Here is a 13,467-nt window from a genome sequence, read left to right on the forward strand (position 1 = left end):
TTAATCGTCAGGCGGCGGCTGGGGCAGTGACATCCGGGCCAGCCGTCGTGGATCGAGGATCGACACGATCCCGACGAGCCGGCCCCCGTCGACGACGCAGGCCATCACGCTGAGCGGGCGACCGGTCGGGCCCCACGCCAGGATCCCCGGCTCGCCGTTGACCGACACGCGCCGGGCCAGGACACGGGTCCCCTGGCCGCGCCGAACCGCGGCGACGATCGCGTCCGATCCGGTCCCGACGGTCACGCCGGTCGCTGTGTACCGCTGCCAGCTGACGTCCGGATCCAGCACGCGCAGCAGGGCATCGAAGTCGCCGTCGCGCGCGGCGGCCAGGAAGGCGTCGACGACCTCACGCTGCTCCTGCTTCCGCCGGCGGCCCCCGGTGGGCGGCGGGACGTCCTGCACCTTCCGGCGCGCGCGGCTGGCCAGCATCTTGACGGCGTCGCTCGACCTGTCGAGGATCTGCCCGATCTCGACGAACGGCACGGCGAACATGTCGTGCAGGACGAACGCCAACCGTTCGTCCGGACGCAGCGACCCCAGCACGACGAGCATCGCCAGCCCGACCGAGTCCGCGAGCACCGCGGCGTCCTCCGGGGTGTCTTCCCGGGTCTCCAAGTCCTCGGTGACGACGAGTTCAGGAATGCCGGCGGCCGGGGACACCTCGGCGCGGCTGGTACGCGACCGCAGCATGTCGATACAGATCCGGCCCACCACGGTCGTCAGCCATCCGGCGACGTTCTCGACCGAGCCCGCGTCCTGACGAGACAGGCGCAGCCACGCTTCCTGGACCGCGTCCTCGGCGTCTGCCCGCGAGCCGAGGACCCGGTGGGCGACCGCGAGCAGTCGCGGGCGCTGCCCTTCGAATGTCTCCGCCAGTGATGCGTCGGGCGTCATGCGTTACCTCTCCTCGCGCGGATCCGTCATAAGAGTGACGAGTCGGCAACAACCGACGTAACCACGAAACGGAGCGAGCGATGCACACCACCCTTTGGATCATCACCATCGTCGCGGCGGCGGCCTACGTGGCCGGCGGGGCCAGCCTGCTGTTGATGTCGCGGGAGAAGTACCGGTCGCTGGGCAGCAATCAGCATTGGGTCGATGATTTCGGTGACAACCACCTGAAGGCGATCGCGACGATCAAACTGGTCGGTGCGATCGGCCTGGTGCTACCTGCGGCGGTGGGTATCGCGCCCGTGCTGACCCCGCTGGCCGCCTGCGGCCTGGCCTTGTTCATGGCCGGTGCCGCCACCACGAGATTCCGTCGCAGCGAGTGGCTCTACATGGCCGGCGACATCGTCTTTATCGGTGTGTTCGCCTACCTGGCCTGGGGCTGGTTCACCGCGCCCGTCACCTGATGGTGCTCGCTCCACCGTCGACGGGGATCACCGCACCGGTGATGTAGGCGCTGGCCCGGCTGGCCAAAAACACCGAGATCCCGGCGATGTCGTCGGGCTGACCGATCCGGCCGAGCGGCAGCGCCGACCCGACCGCCTCGGACCCGCCACGCAGCATCTCCTTGGTCATCCGGGATTCGAACAGACCCGGGGCGATCGCGTTGACCAGGATCCGCGGGGCCAGTTCCCCGGCGAGGTGGCGCGTCAGCATGTGCACGGCGGCCTTGCTGGCGCTGTAGGAGAAGTTGTCGCGGCCCTTGCCGGGCGCGACGATGCCGTCGATGCTGCCGGTGTTGATCACGCGTGCCGGATCCTCTTCGGTGGCAGCGGCATTCAGCAGCGGCGTGAGCGCCCGGGTCAGCAGGAACACGCCTTTGACGTTGACGTCGTACACCTTGTCGAACCCGGACTCCGGGAACTCCTCGTACGGTGCGCCCCAGGCCGCCCCCGCATTGTTGAACAGTGCGTGGATCGCGTCCTCGCGTCCGGTGACGGCCGCCGTGAGTGCGGCGACACCCTCGGCAGTCCCGAGATCGGCCGGCACCGCGGTCACCCGACCGAGCGGGGACAGCGCGTCCACCGCCGCGTTGAGCTCGGCCTCCTTCCGGCTCGAGATGTACACGGACGCCCCCGCCTGCAGCAGGCCCCGGGCCATCATCAGGCCGATGCCACGGCCGCCACCGGTGACGACGGCGACCTTGCCGTCCAGACGGAACAGATCAGTCATGTTCTAGGCCTTCTCGTCGACTTCGACACCGAGCGGAGATTCGTTGCGGATTCCCTCGTCGCGGATCAGCCCGCGCAGCAGCGCCGTGCTGAACTCGACGGCGATCTCCTGGGCGGTGCGTCTGCCGTGCGGTCGCAGCCAGCGGTAGGACCCCAGCGTCATCCCGATGTAGCCGAGGGCCAGCACGTGGGAGTCGCAGTCGTAGAACTCGCCGCTCGCGATACCGCGGTCGATCACGTCGCGGACATGCTCGTAGACCTGGGTCTCGGCGCGCCGGATGTAGGCCACCTGCTCCTCGGTGAACCACTCCGCGATGTATGGGCCTTCCTGGAAGTACACCGCGGCGCGCTCCAGGTCGTTGGCGATGCCGACCATCAGTCGCCGGGTGAAGTTGTAGATGGTTTCCCGTGCCGAGGCGGTGGGGTCGTCATGCAGGGCCTCGACGGTGAAGTCTGCGGTGCCCTTGTAGATGTCGTAGAGGATCAGCGACTTACTCGAGTAGTAGTGATAGACCGTGGCCTTGTTCAGTCCGACGGCCTCGGCGACATCGTCCATCCGGGTGCCGTGATATCCGCGAGCGGCGAACAGCTTGGCCGCGACGGCCAGCAGCTCATCGCGGCGGGACGTTCCGTTGGTGGCCGCGCCTCCGCGGCCCCGACTGCCCTCTGCATCGGATGACATATCACACTCACTATCAGCATGACCCGGACCTTGCCCAGGTAATCAATCAACTAGATGGTTGAACAGTGTATGCAATTCCCCCCGCGATCCTGTTCCCGGCGTGTCTACTGCGTCTAGACTGCGGGGATGGATCCGAATCCTGACTACGACGTCAGCGACGAGAGCGACTTCTTCTTCCCGTGGCTGGCGTGGGGTCTGCGTGGCGTCTACCCGCCGCCGGCCTATCCCCCGGTGTAATCAGGACTGTTCGTCCGTATTCGCAGTCCTCGCGCGCTGGTGATGCCGGCGCGCCTTCATGCGGTTTCCGCAGGTAGCCATCGAACACCACCGTTTGGTATTCGGCTTCGTCTGATCGATCAGGAAGAGCCGGCAATCCGGGTTCACGCACGCGCGTAGCCGCCCCGGACTCGCGACGTGTTCAATCGATCGACTCCGCCGAAAATTAGGCCGCGGCCAGCTTCACGGCCTCACTCACATCCGTCCGCAGCTTGAGGTACTCCGGCGAGCTTCGCAGTTCATGCGCGTCGACACCGGCACGCGGCAATTCCACCGGCAGGTCCAGGGCGATCTTCCCGGGGCGGCGCGTCAGCACCACGATCCGCGACCCCAGGAACGCGGCCTCGTCCGCGCTGTGCGTCACGAAAACCGTTGTGCGACCGGACTCGGCGCTCACCTGACGGACGTCCTCCTGCAACCGTTCGCGAGTGAGCGCGTCCAGGGCCGCGAACGGCTCGTCCAGCAGGAACAGCGGGGTTTCGGCGGCCAGCGCCCGCGCGATCGCGACGCGCTGCTGTTGACCGCCACTGATCTCCCAGATCTTGCGGCCCTCAGTGCCTTCCAGCCCGACGCGCTCGAGCAGTTCTTCACGACGTTCGACGCGCCGTTCGCGCGGCACCTTGGCGTACTTCAGCGCCAGGTCCACGTTGCCGCCGACCGTGCGCCACGGGAACAACCGCGGCTGCTGGAACACCACCCCGGATGTCACCCCGGGCGTCGGCGGCGTACCCGCCACGTGAACCTCACCCTCGGACGGGGTTTCGAACCCGGCGATCAGGCGCAGCAGTGTGCTCTTGCCGCATCCCGACGCGCCCACCAGGACCAGGAACGATCCGGGTTCGACGTGCAGATCCAGCGGGCCGAGTGCCGTCACCTCGTCCGAACCACGCCCGTAGCGGTGCGCGACGTTCCTGATCTTCAGGCCGCCGGACGTTTCACTGCTTGACGATGACATCCGGTAGCCCCTTCGTGTAGATGGCGCCCTGGAAGCCCTGCAGCGGCGCGGCCTCGGGGATCTGCTTCTGATCGGCCAGGAACTGTGACGCGCTCTGCAGGTTGGCGGCGATGTTGCCCGGTGCACCGTCACTACCCAGCCACTCGGGCGAGGCCACCTCTGCGGGCGTCAGGTAGACGCCCTGCTTGAGTTGTCCGGCAACATCTTCGGGGCTGAGGCCGACCTCGGCCGCGATCGCCTTGGCCGCGGCCTGCGGGTCGTCCTTGATGACGTTCAGCGCGCGGGCCTGCTGCTGACGCCAGACATCGACCACCTCGGGATGAGCGGTGGAGAACTCGTCGGACACTGCGGCGAGATCCAGCGTCGGCTTGCCGTCCTTGGCCAGCTGCCGGCTGGTGATCAGATCCTTGCCGGTCTTGCGGAGCTGGTCCAGCGTGGGCAGCCAGCTGTAGGCCGCGGCGATGTCGCCGCGCTCCCAGGCCGCCAGGATGGCCTGCGGTTGCAGGTCTATCAGCTGAACATCACTGGGCGACAACCCGTTCTGTGCCAGTGCGGCGAGCAGGCTGTAGTGCGCGGTGGACGCGAACGGGGTGGCGATCCGCTTGCCCCGCAGATCGGCGATCGAGTTGACGCCGGCGCCGTCACGGGCCACCAGGGCCTCGTTGTCACCGGCGACGTCGAGCACGAAGGCCACCTTGTACGGAATGTTCAGCGGGGCCGACAAACCGCGGGCCACCGGGCTCGAGCCCAGGGCGCCGAAGTCCAGTTCCTTGGCGATGAACGCGGTGTTCACGTCCGCCCCGGAGTCGAACTTGGTCCACTTGATGTTGTAGTCGGGCAGCGCCTCTTCGAGCCACTTGTTGTTCTTGACGATCAGATCCCCACTCGGAAAGGACTGGTAGCCAAGGCGAATGGTGGGCTTCTGGGCGTCCTCGCCGGAGTGGTCCACCGCGCACCCGGCCAGTGCCACAGTTGCGGCAGCCAGCACGGTAAGCAGCTTCGTCAATCTCATACTTTTCCTCTCCAGGGGACGGCCCGTCGTTCGACAGCCCGTAAACCTCCGTCGATGACCAGGCCCGAGATCCCGATGGCGAAGATCCCGACCAGCACGACCGGCGTGTTGTTGTAATTGCTTGCGTCCTTGACCAATCCGCCGACACCCGGAATGCCGTTGAACAGTTCGGCGGCCACCACCGACGAGTACGCCATGCCTACCGCCAGCCGGATTCCGGTGAAGGTCTCCGGCAGCGCCGAGGGCACCACGACGTCACGGATGACCTGGGCCCGGGTGCCGCCCAGGGCCCGCGCCGCCTCCTGCAGTCCGACCGGGGCAGCCACCACCGCCGCAGTGGTGGCCACTGCCGCGGGCGGCAGCGCTGCCAGGGCGAGCAGCGTGATCTTGGGCGCCTCGTCGATGCCGAGCCAGATGACCAGCAGGAAGAAGTACGCCAGCGGCGGCAGCGCACGCAGGAAGGTCAGCCACGGTTCGAGCACACTGCGCAGCCATCCGACCGACCCCATCAGCAGGCCCAGAAGGACACCGACGACCACGCCGATGACGACACCGGCCAGTACCCGGCGCCCCGTCATATAGAGGTGCTCGTAGAGCAGGTATCCCGCGTAGCCGCGGGCCCCGTCATGGGTGGTGGAGACGTCGATGAACGCACGCCAGACCGTCGACGGGTAGGGCACGAACGTCTGGTTCCAGATTCCCGCCCAGGCAACGGCCTGCCACACCGCGAAGAACACCACGACCGATAGCAGCGGGAGCACGGAGCGGGTGAGCAGGGCGCGCCATCGGTTGGCCGAGGGAGCAGGACGTGGCGAGCCGGTTTCGGCTTCGCTGGGGACGATGTCGACGAACACAGACACTGTGGACGGCTTTCTGTTGCTGAAGCAGGGAGTGGTGACTTGGCTTCAGCGACAACAGCAACCGGGCAGCGTCTTGTTCACCCGGGTATTGGTACCGGCGGGAGCCGGTGGGGTGAAGGTCTGGAATCGGGGTGAGTTTTACTGCCGGTCAGGTTGCCGAGCGTGGCAGTGCCCGGATCGCGTACCGGGCACTGAGCAGGACCAGCGTGGTGGTGACGACGAACAGGGGCCAACCCATCGCCAGCCGTGCCACCGCGAGCATCCCGTCCTGACCCGTGTCGTAGAGGTAGTTCTGCACCAGGAACCGCGACCAGGACACCGCCGCCAGGACCGCGGTGACGATGTTGAAGACCAGCCGCACCCCGGGGACCTGGCGCCAGGTGCCGTCGCGGCCGGTGGCCCAGGCCCAGATGACCCCGACGAGCGGTCGCCGGACGAGGATCGAGCCGGTCATCACGATGGCCGAGGCCAAGGACATCCAGATGCCCGGGAGATAGAAGTCTTTGGCCTGGCCGGTCACCAGGGCCAGCAGCGCACAGCCCGCCACCCCGACGAATCCCCACAGCGCGGGCCGGATCGATTCGCGGCGCAGCAACTGCCAACCGAACACGGCGGCCGCTATCGCCAGCGCGGAAATGATCGCGGGCACCCGCCCCGAGAGCGCCGAGACCATCGCATACGCGGTCACCGGCAACGCCGAGTAGACCATGCCGCTGACACCGCCGACGCGCGCCATCAGTCCATCGAGTGGGGAATCCGTCATCCGGGTGTGGGCCTCGCGTTCAGATCTGGCAGGTCCCCACCGAGAGTACCGAGCTCAGCAGACCAGACCAGCCGGCTCGGTGCGCCTGGATCCCAGCAAGGCAGGCAGCTTCACATATCCGTGCAGATTGACCAGGCCCCGCGGGCGCGGGGCCTCGGTCAGGCGCAGGTCCGGATAGGTCTCGAACAGTGCGCGCAGCGCGGTCGCCCCCTCGATGCGGGCCAGGGCCGCGCCGAGGCAGGCGTGGATACCCGAAGCGAAGGCCAGATGCTCGCGGGCATTGGAACGGGTCACGTCGAAGCGGTCCGGTTCGGCGAACACCCGCGAATCGCGGTTGGCGCCGCCGAGCAGCACCACGACCATGGTTCCGGCCGGCAGCCGCTGCCCGGCCATCTCGAGGTCGCACTGCGCGGTGCGCGCGGTCATCTGTACCGGGCTTTCGATGCGCAGGATCTCTTCGACCGCTGCGGGCCACAGGTCCGGGTTTTCGCGCAGCAGGGCGAGCTGATCGGGGTGCTGTTGCAGCAGCACGATCCCGTTGCCGATGAGGTTGACGGTGGTTTCGAAGCCGGCGCCGATGAGAAGCGCTGCGTTGGCGGCGAGTTCGTGGTCGGTCAGGGTATGGTCGGCGGCCATCTTGGTGAACGGGCTGTCCTCCACAGCTCCGGCGCGGACCTTGTCGAAAAGGTCGGCGAGGAATCCGTCGAGACTGCGCATCCCGTCGATGCCACGCCGATAGGTCCGCCATGGGATCCCGACATCGAGCAGGGGTGCCCCGTCGTGACCCCAATCCAGCAGTTGTGCATGGGATTCGCCGGACAGACCGAGGATCTCGGCGATCATGGCGACCGGAAGGCGGGCGGCGAAGTCCGCGATCAGATCGGGTTGCGGCGCGCCGGCGAGCCGATCGATGAGTTCCGCGGTCACCTCGGCCACCCTGGCGTCGAGCTTGTCGATCGCCCGCGGGGTGAAGCTCTGCGCCACCAGCTGCCGGTACTGCGTGTGCTCCGGCGGGTCGACGATGACCATCGCGGGCGGCTCCACCGGATTGGCCACTTTCGGATCGGTCCGGTCCACCAGCTTCTGAACCGGTTTCGGCATCCCCATCCCAGTGGGTGGGGTGACGCCGAACCGCTTGTCCCGCAGGATTTCCCGGGAAACTTCGTGGTCGGCGGTGACCCAGACGAACGGGGTCTTCACCAGGGGGCCGCGTCGACGGATCTGCTCCGTCAGCGGATAGGGGTCGATGCCTTTGCCGTGGCTCGAGATCAGCACACCCATCGGATTGCCTACCCGGCCCTGAACCGACATGAATGCCTTCGGCACCGCATGCAGCGCCACCCATCGCGTCCACAACTTGATGTCCATATGCGCCCCCTCGCTTGGATCGATCACTACATTGAGATGTGAGACATTTAGACACTGATCGTCTCTCTCGTCTCGGTGGTTAGGCTACGACGATCGGCGTATGCGGGCAAGGAGGGAATTCGTGACTTCCACGCGAACAGCGGACTTCGTACGGCGCCTCGCCGAACCGGATCCCGCTGTGCTGGCCCGTGTGCGCGAGCCCGACCCGATCAGCACCAGGATCCTGTCCGCAACACTCGAACAGGCCGAACTCGTCGGCATCCGGCGCACCACGATGGAAGACGTGGCCCGCCGTAGCGGCGTCGGCCGTGCCACGCTCTACCGGCGCTTTCCCACCAAAAACGCCCTCATCGACGCGCTCGTGCTGTCGGAGGCGCGGCGCTACCTCGACGGCAGCGCCCGGGCCCGGGCCCACGCCGACAATCTGGAAGACCGACTGGTCTACGGGACCGTCTTCACAGTGACCTTCCTGCGCGACCACGCCCTGCTCAAAAAGCTGCTCCGCACCGAACCCGAGACGATCCTGCCCAGCCTCACCGTCGACGCCGGGGCCATCATCGATTTCGCGACGGATTATTCGGTCGCGCAGTTGCGCACCGATCTGTACGGGACCAGCGAAACAACCCCGGCCCAGGAACGTCACATCCGCACCGTTGCCGAGTTGCACACCCGACTCACGTTGTCGTTCATCGTCACCCCGCACACCAGCGTCAAACTGACCAGCCTGGAAGACACCCGCGAGTACGTACGCAGGTATCTGCTCCCGATGGTCACCGCCTCATGAGGCAGGTGCAGGGACGGATCTGGCGCTCCGGAAAGCCGGTCGACGGCTTCACGTTCTCGGACATCTCGGACTGTCTGGCCGACGAGGACACCCTGGTGTGGGCCGACATCTACGACCCCGACCATGAGGCGCTCCGAGAGCTGGCCGGCGAACTCAGGCTCAACCTGTGGGCCGTCGAAGACGCCGTCGCGCCCAAGGAACGCACCAAAACCTCTGTGTACCAGACACATACGTTCTTCACCGTGTATGCCGTCGACACCCGGGAGCCCGATGCGGACGCGCCACCGGACACCTCGCTGTTGATGAAACACCGCATTTCGGCCTTCGTCCTGCCGCGTGGCCTGATCACCGTCCGACTACCCGGCGTCAACGGTGCAGCCACCGAGTTCGACATCGGCGAGGTGTCACGGCGCTTCGATGACCTCGGCGGCCAGCGGTACGGCGTCGGCGCCCTGGTGCACGGTCTGCTCGACGTCGTGGTGGACGGGCACTTCGAGGCCGTCGAATCGCTCGACGACGCCATCGAATCGCTCGAGGACGAATTGTTCGCCGACGGCGGCCCGCGGCGCAGCCTGCAACGACGCACCTTCCAGCTGCGCAAGGATCTGGTCGAACTGCGCCGGGCGGTGCTGCCGATGCGCGAGGTGGTCAGCACCATCCAGCACCGCAGGCTGGACACGTCCACGTCGCCCGACCTCGATCCACTTTATGCCGACCTCTACGACCACGTGCTGCGCGCCTCGGAGTGGACTGAATCCCTGCGGGACATGGTCACCACGGTGTTCGAAACCAACCTGTCGTTGCAGGACGCGCGGCTCAACACGGTGATGAAGAAACTCAGCGGCTGGGCCGCCATCATCGCGGTGCCCACCGCCATCACGGGTTTCTACGGCCAGAACGTTCAGTACCCCGGGATCGACACCGTTTTCGGCTTCATCGCGAGCACTGCTTTGATTGTTGTGCTCGTCATCCTGTTGTATGTGATGTTCAAACGCCGAGACTGGCTGTAGCAAAACTGCGCCACGGGTGACATCCCCCAAAAGGGGCATGGGCGTTATCTCAACACTAATGCGACACTCTTCCAGGCTGAACGAAGAGGCCTGAACACATAGAACGGAGCGGATTCGATGCTCATCGGGATCCCGCGCGAGTCCCTACCTGGGGAAACGCGCGCCGCCGCCACACCGCAGACAGTCGGGCAGATCATCAAGCTCGGCTATACGGTAGTCGTAGAAACCGGCGCCGGTGTTGCCTCAAGTTTCTCCGACGCTGCCTATGTCGACGCTGGTGCCGAGATCGGCAACGCGTGGGACGCCGACGTCGTGCTGAAGGTCAACGCACCTAATGAAAGCGAAGTTGCCGTCCTTCGCGACGGAGCGACGCTGGTGAGCTTGATCTCACCCGGGCTCAATCCCGAGCTCGTCGAGAAGCTGTCCACCCGCCCCATCACGGTGCTGGCGATGGACGCGGTGCCGCGCATCTCGCGCGCCCAGTCCCTGGACGTGTTGTCGTCGATGGCCAATATCGCGGGCTACCGCGCCGTGGTCGAGGCAGCCCACGCATTCGGCCGGTTCTTCACCGGTCAGGTGACCGCTGCGGGCAAGGTGCCGCCGGCCAAGGTGCTCGTGGTCGGCGCCGGCGTGGCCGGTCTGGCCGCCATCGGCGCTGCCGGCAGCCTTGGTGCCATCGTGCGGGCCACCGACCCCCGGCCCGAGGTGGCCGATCAGGTCGCCTCACTCGGCGGTGAGTACCTGGCCGTCGCCAATGAGCAGGCCGAGGTTTCCGCCACCGGCTACGCCAAAGAGATGGGCGACGACTACAAGGCCCGCGAGGCGCAGCTGTACGCCGAGCAGTGCAAGGACGTCGACATCATCGTCACGACCGCGCTGATCCCCGGCAGGCCCGCGCCGCGCATCATCACCGCCGACATGGTGGCCTCGATGAAGTCGGGCAGCGTGATCGTCGACATGGCCGCGGCCAACGGCGGCAACGTCGAGGGCACCGTCAAGGACCAGGCGATCGTCACCGACAACGGCGTGACCATCATCGGCTACACCGACCTGGCCGGCCGTCTGCCCGCCCAGGCCTCGCAGCTGTACGGCACCAACCTGGTGAACCTGCTCAAGCTGCTGACCCCGGAGAAGGACGGCAAGGTCGTCCTCGACTGGGACGACGTGGTGCAGCGTTCGGTGACCGTGGTGCGCGACGGCGAGACCACCTGGCCCCCGCCACCGGTACAGGTCTCGGCTGCCCCGGCCGCACAGCCGGCTGCCGCGCCGGTGGTCAAGGAAGAGAAGCCACCGATGTCCACCGGGCGCCGGCTCGGGGTCACCTTCGCGGTTGCCGCCGCGATCTTCGCCCTCATCGCGATCTCACCGGCAGCGCTCCAGGTCCATCTGACGGTGTTCGCGCTGGCGATCGTGATCGGCTACTACGTGATCGGCAATGTGCACCATGCGCTGCACACCCCGCTGATGTCGGTGACCAACGCGATCTCGGGAATCATCGTGGTGGGCGCGCTACTGCAGATCGGCCACGGTAATGCGCTGGTGACCGGGATTGCGACCGCGGCGATCCTGCTGGCCAGCATCAACGTATTCGGCGGCTTCGCGGTGACACGCCGCATGCTCGCGATGTTCTCCCGCAGCTAGAACCTGCGTGCCCACAAAGACTTTGGAATGGATTCCATGTTCACCCTAGAAAACGTTGCCACGGCCGCCTACGTCGTCGCGGCTCTGCTCTTCATCCTGGCTCTGGCCGGACTGTCCAAACACGAAACGTCGCGGGCCGGAAACGCCTTCGGCATGGCCGGCATGGCGATCGCCCTGATCGCGACGATCGCCCTGGCATTCGAGCACAAGATCGAGCCGCTGGGCCTGGCCCTGCTGGTCGGCGCAATGATCGTCGGCGCCGCGATCGGCCTGTGGCGGGCCCGGGTGGTCGAGATGACCGGCATGCCCGAACTGATCGCGCTGCTGCACTCGTTCGTCGGTCTGGCCGCGGTGCTCGTCGGCTGGAACGGCTACCTGCACGTCGAGGGCGATCTGGCCGGAGCCGAGGCCGCCAAGCTCACCGGCGAGGGCATGCTCGGCATCCACTCGGCCGAGGTGTTCATCGGCGTCTTCATCGGTGCCGTGACCTTCACCGGCTCGATCGTGGCCAACCTCAAGCTGTCCGCCCGGATGAAGTCCGCCCCGCTGATGCTGCCCGGCAAGAACTTCCTCAACATCGGCACGCTGGTCGTGTTCGCCGCGCTGACCGTGTGGTTCGTGATCGAACCGCACCTGTGGCTGCTCATCGTCGTCACCGTGCTCGCGCTGCTGCTGGGCTGGCACCTGGTCGCCTCGATCGGCGGCGGTGACATGCCCGTCGTGGTGTCGATGCTCAACAGCTACTCGGGTTGGGCCGCAGCGGCATCGGGCTTCCTGCTCGGCAACGACCTGCTGATCATCACCGGCGCTCTGGTGGGCTCCTCCGGTGCGTACCTGTCCTACATCATGTGCAAGGCCATGAACCGGTCGTTCATCTCGGTGATCGCCGGTGGTTTCGGGATCGAGGCCGGACCGGCCGAGGACAAGGACTACGGCGAGCATCGCGAGATCAACGCCGAGGGTGCGGCCGAACTGCTCGCCCACGCCGACTCGGTGATCATCACGCCCGGCTACGGCATGGCCGTGGCGCAGGCCCAGTACGGTGTGGCCGACCTGACCCGCAAGCTGCGTGAGCGCGGCGTCAACGTCCGCTTCGGCATCCACCCGGTGGCGGGCCGTCTGCCCGGCCACATGAACGTGCTGCTGGCCGAGGCCAAGGTGCCCTACGACATCGTCCTCGAAATGGACGAGATCAACGACGACTTCGCCGGCACCTCCGTCGTGCTCGTGATCGGCGCCAACGACACCGTGAACCCGGCCGCCGCCGAGGATCCCACCAGCCCGATCGCCGGCATGCCGGTGCTCACGGTGTGGAACGCCGACCACGTCATCGTGTTCAAGCGCTCCATGGCCTCGGGTTACGCCGGCGTGCAGAACCCGCTGTTCTTCCGCGAGAACACGCAGATGCTCTTCGGCGACGCCCGCGACCGCGTCAACGACATCCTCGCCGCGCTGCCCGCTGCGGAGCGCGTCTAGTTTTTCAGCCGAACAGACGTGAAAGCCCCCTATTTCCGGTGAAATAGGGGGCTTTCGCGTAGGAGGGGCCAGCATGACTTCACCCGAGAACATCGTTGTGCCGGAATGGATGCAGCCGATGTACGACGCCCACCACTTCGCACCCGCAGTGATCGACGGCGATCACCTGCGCTGCTCCGGGATGATGGGCCTCCGGCCGGACCTGACCCTGCCGGCGGAGCCGCTGGCACAGTTCACGCTGGCGTTCGAGAACCTGCGCGGGCTGCTGGCGGAGGCGGGACTGACGTTCGCCGATGTCGTCGACATCACCAGCTATCACGTCGGCCTGCAGCAACACATACAGGCGTTCGGTGCGGTCAAGGACCAGTTCGTGGCTGCGCCGTTCCCGGCCTGGACCGCGGTCGGCGTCACCGAGCTGGCCATGGGCGCGCTGGTCGAGATCAAGATCGTCGCGCGGGTGCGCTGACACTCGACCCCGACATCGCCGGCATGTTGCACAGCCCAATTTCGTAGGGCA

At 66.7% G+C, this 13,467-nt stretch carries 15 protein-coding genes and 1 pseudogene; 7 read left to right on the top strand and 9 right to left on the bottom strand.

Features of this window, described 5'->3' with window-relative positions:
- Positions 1-897, bottom strand: coding sequence for a sigma-70 family RNA polymerase sigma factor (locus tag JOF57_RS24510; RefSeq protein ID WP_209921238.1), 897 nt, complete (start codon positions 895-897; stop codon positions 1-3).
- A gap of 80 nt (positions 898-977) precedes the next feature.
- On the opposite strand from JOF57_RS24510, the gene JOF57_RS24515 reads away from it, so the two are divergent.
- Complete coding sequence (locus JOF57_RS24515) at positions 978-1,358, top strand: DoxX family protein (RefSeq protein WP_209921240.1); 381 nt, start codon at positions 978-980, stop codon at positions 1,356-1,358.
- On the opposite strand, the gene JOF57_RS24520 is transcribed toward JOF57_RS24515, so the two are convergent.
- Together JOF57_RS24520 and JOF57_RS24525 are read right to left on the bottom strand one after the other, a co-directional pair.
- Complete coding sequence (locus JOF57_RS24520) at positions 1,351-2,124, bottom strand: SDR family oxidoreductase (protein ID WP_209921243.1); 774 nt, start codon at positions 2,122-2,124, stop codon at positions 1,351-1,353. The two genes, JOF57_RS24515 and JOF57_RS24520, sit on opposite strands and share 8 nt — an antisense overlap.
- A 3-nt stretch (positions 2,125-2,127) precedes the next feature.
- Entirely contained in the window at positions 2,128-2,805 is a 678-nt protein-coding gene (locus JOF57_RS24525) for a TetR/AcrR family transcriptional regulator (protein ID WP_209921246.1), read from the bottom strand.
- A gap of 126 nt (positions 2,806-2,931) precedes the next feature.
- Between JOF57_RS24525 and JOF57_RS24530 the strand changes: the two genes are divergently transcribed.
- Complete coding sequence (locus JOF57_RS24530; protein ID WP_088305440.1) at positions 2,932-3,042, top strand: hypothetical protein; 111 nt, start codon at positions 2,932-2,934, stop codon at positions 3,040-3,042.
- Here JOF57_RS24530 and JOF57_RS24535 read toward each other — a convergent pair.
- From JOF57_RS24535 to JOF57_RS24560, 6 genes and pseudogenes are all read right to left on the bottom strand, one after another.
- Positions 3,043-3,219: pseudogene (locus JOF57_RS24535) on the bottom strand (CGNR zinc finger domain-containing protein); the annotation flags it as partial. It lies immediately after the preceding gene.
- A gap of 28 nt (positions 3,220-3,247) precedes the next feature.
- Complete coding sequence (locus tag JOF57_RS24540) at positions 3,248-4,036, bottom strand: ABC transporter ATP-binding protein (RefSeq protein WP_209921249.1); 789 nt, start codon at positions 4,034-4,036, stop codon at positions 3,248-3,250.
- Complete coding sequence (locus JOF57_RS24545) at positions 4,017-5,048, bottom strand: taurine ABC transporter substrate-binding protein (protein ID WP_209921251.1); 1,032 nt, start codon at positions 5,046-5,048, stop codon at positions 4,017-4,019. The genes JOF57_RS24540 and JOF57_RS24545 overlap by 20 nt, the downstream gene beginning before the upstream one ends.
- Entirely contained in the window at positions 5,045-5,908 is an 864-nt protein-coding gene (locus tag JOF57_RS24550; protein WP_209921254.1) for an ABC transporter permease, read from the bottom strand. The genes JOF57_RS24545 and JOF57_RS24550 overlap by 4 nt, the downstream gene beginning before the upstream one ends.
- Positions 5,909-6,056: 148 nt before the next feature.
- Positions 6,057-6,671 (bottom strand): DUF3159 domain-containing protein, encoded by a 615-nt coding sequence (locus tag JOF57_RS24555; RefSeq protein ID WP_234938239.1) that lies wholly within the window; start codon positions 6,669-6,671, stop codon positions 6,057-6,059.
- Between the two features lie 54 nt (positions 6,672-6,725).
- Complete coding sequence (locus JOF57_RS24560) at positions 6,726-8,039, bottom strand: cytochrome P450 (protein ID WP_209921257.1); 1,314 nt, start codon at positions 8,037-8,039, stop codon at positions 6,726-6,728.
- Between the two features lie 121 nt (positions 8,040-8,160).
- Between JOF57_RS24560 and JOF57_RS24565 the strand changes: the two genes are divergently transcribed.
- From JOF57_RS24565 to JOF57_RS24585, 5 genes are all read left to right on the top strand, one after another.
- On the top strand, positions 8,161-8,823 hold the full coding sequence (locus JOF57_RS24565) for a TetR/AcrR family transcriptional regulator (protein ID WP_209921259.1): 663 nt from the start codon (positions 8,161-8,163) through the stop codon (positions 8,821-8,823).
- Positions 8,820-9,833, top strand: a complete 1,014-nt coding sequence (locus tag JOF57_RS24570) for a magnesium transporter CorA family protein (RefSeq protein WP_209921262.1) — start codon at positions 8,820-8,822, stop codon at positions 9,831-9,833. The genes JOF57_RS24565 and JOF57_RS24570 overlap by 4 nt, the downstream gene beginning before the upstream one ends.
- 117 nt (positions 9,834-9,950) lie before the next feature.
- On the top strand, positions 9,951-11,474 hold the full coding sequence (locus JOF57_RS24575) for a Re/Si-specific NAD(P)(+) transhydrogenase subunit alpha (RefSeq protein ID WP_209921265.1): 1,524 nt from the start codon (positions 9,951-9,953) through the stop codon (positions 11,472-11,474).
- A gap of 36 nt (positions 11,475-11,510) precedes the next feature.
- Positions 11,511-12,950 (top strand): Re/Si-specific NAD(P)(+) transhydrogenase subunit beta, encoded by a 1,440-nt coding sequence (gene pntB, locus JOF57_RS24580; RefSeq protein WP_209921274.1) that lies wholly within the window; start codon positions 11,511-11,513, stop codon positions 12,948-12,950.
- A gap of 73 nt (positions 12,951-13,023) precedes the next feature.
- On the top strand, positions 13,024-13,416 hold the full coding sequence (locus tag JOF57_RS24585) for a RidA family protein (RefSeq protein ID WP_209921277.1): 393 nt from the start codon (positions 13,024-13,026) through the stop codon (positions 13,414-13,416).
- Positions 13,417-13,467: the final 51 nt, after the last annotated feature.

Source organism: Mycolicibacterium lutetiense (assembly GCF_017876775.1).
In the GTDB taxonomy this organism is placed as follows: Bacteria; Actinomycetota; Actinomycetes; order Mycobacteriales; family Mycobacteriaceae; genus Mycobacterium; species Mycobacterium lutetiense.

What these genes read in the sequence shown, in the direction of transcription:
- JOF57_RS24515 (WP_209921240.1), top strand. Translation starts at nt 978, where the DNA reads ATGCACACCACCCTTTGGATCATCACCATCGTCGCGGCGGCGGCCTAC.
- JOF57_RS24545 (WP_209921251.1), bottom strand. Translation starts at nt 5,048, where the DNA reads ATGAGATTGACGAAGCTGCTTACCGTGCTGGCTGCCGCAACTGTGGCA.
- JOF57_RS24570 (WP_209921262.1), top strand. Translation starts at nt 8,820, where the DNA reads ATGAGGCAGGTGCAGGGACGGATCTGGCGCTCCGGAAAGCCGGTCGAC.
- pntB (WP_209921274.1), top strand. Translation starts at nt 11,511, where the DNA reads ATGTTCACCCTAGAAAACGTTGCCACGGCCGCCTACGTCGTCGCGGCT.
- JOF57_RS24525 (WP_209921246.1), bottom strand. Translation starts at nt 2,805, where the DNA reads ATGTCATCCGATGCAGAGGGCAGTCGGGGCCGCGGAGGCGCGGCCACC.
- JOF57_RS24575 (WP_209921265.1), top strand. Translation starts at nt 9,951, where the DNA reads ATGCTCATCGGGATCCCGCGCGAGTCCCTACCTGGGGAAACGCGCGCC.
- JOF57_RS24560 (WP_209921257.1), bottom strand. Translation starts at nt 8,039, where the DNA reads ATGGACATCAAGTTGTGGACGCGATGGGTGGCGCTGCATGCGGTGCCG.
- JOF57_RS24510 (WP_209921238.1), bottom strand. Translation starts at nt 897, where the DNA reads ATGACGCCCGACGCATCACTGGCGGAGACATTCGAAGGGCAGCGCCCG.
- JOF57_RS24540 (WP_209921249.1), bottom strand. Translation starts at nt 4,036, where the DNA reads ATGTCATCGTCAAGCAGTGAAACGTCCGGCGGCCTGAAGATCAGGAAC.
- JOF57_RS24520 (WP_209921243.1), bottom strand. Translation starts at nt 2,124, where the DNA reads ATGACTGATCTGTTCCGTCTGGACGGCAAGGTCGCCGTCGTCACCGGT.
- JOF57_RS24530 (WP_088305440.1), top strand. Translation starts at nt 2,932, where the DNA reads ATGGATCCGAATCCTGACTACGACGTCAGCGACGAGAGCGACTTCTTC.
- JOF57_RS24585 (WP_209921277.1), top strand. Translation starts at nt 13,024, where the DNA reads ATGACTTCACCCGAGAACATCGTTGTGCCGGAATGGATGCAGCCGATG.
- JOF57_RS24555 (WP_234938239.1), bottom strand. Translation starts at nt 6,671, where the DNA reads ATGACGGATTCCCCACTCGATGGACTGATGGCGCGCGTCGGCGGTGTC.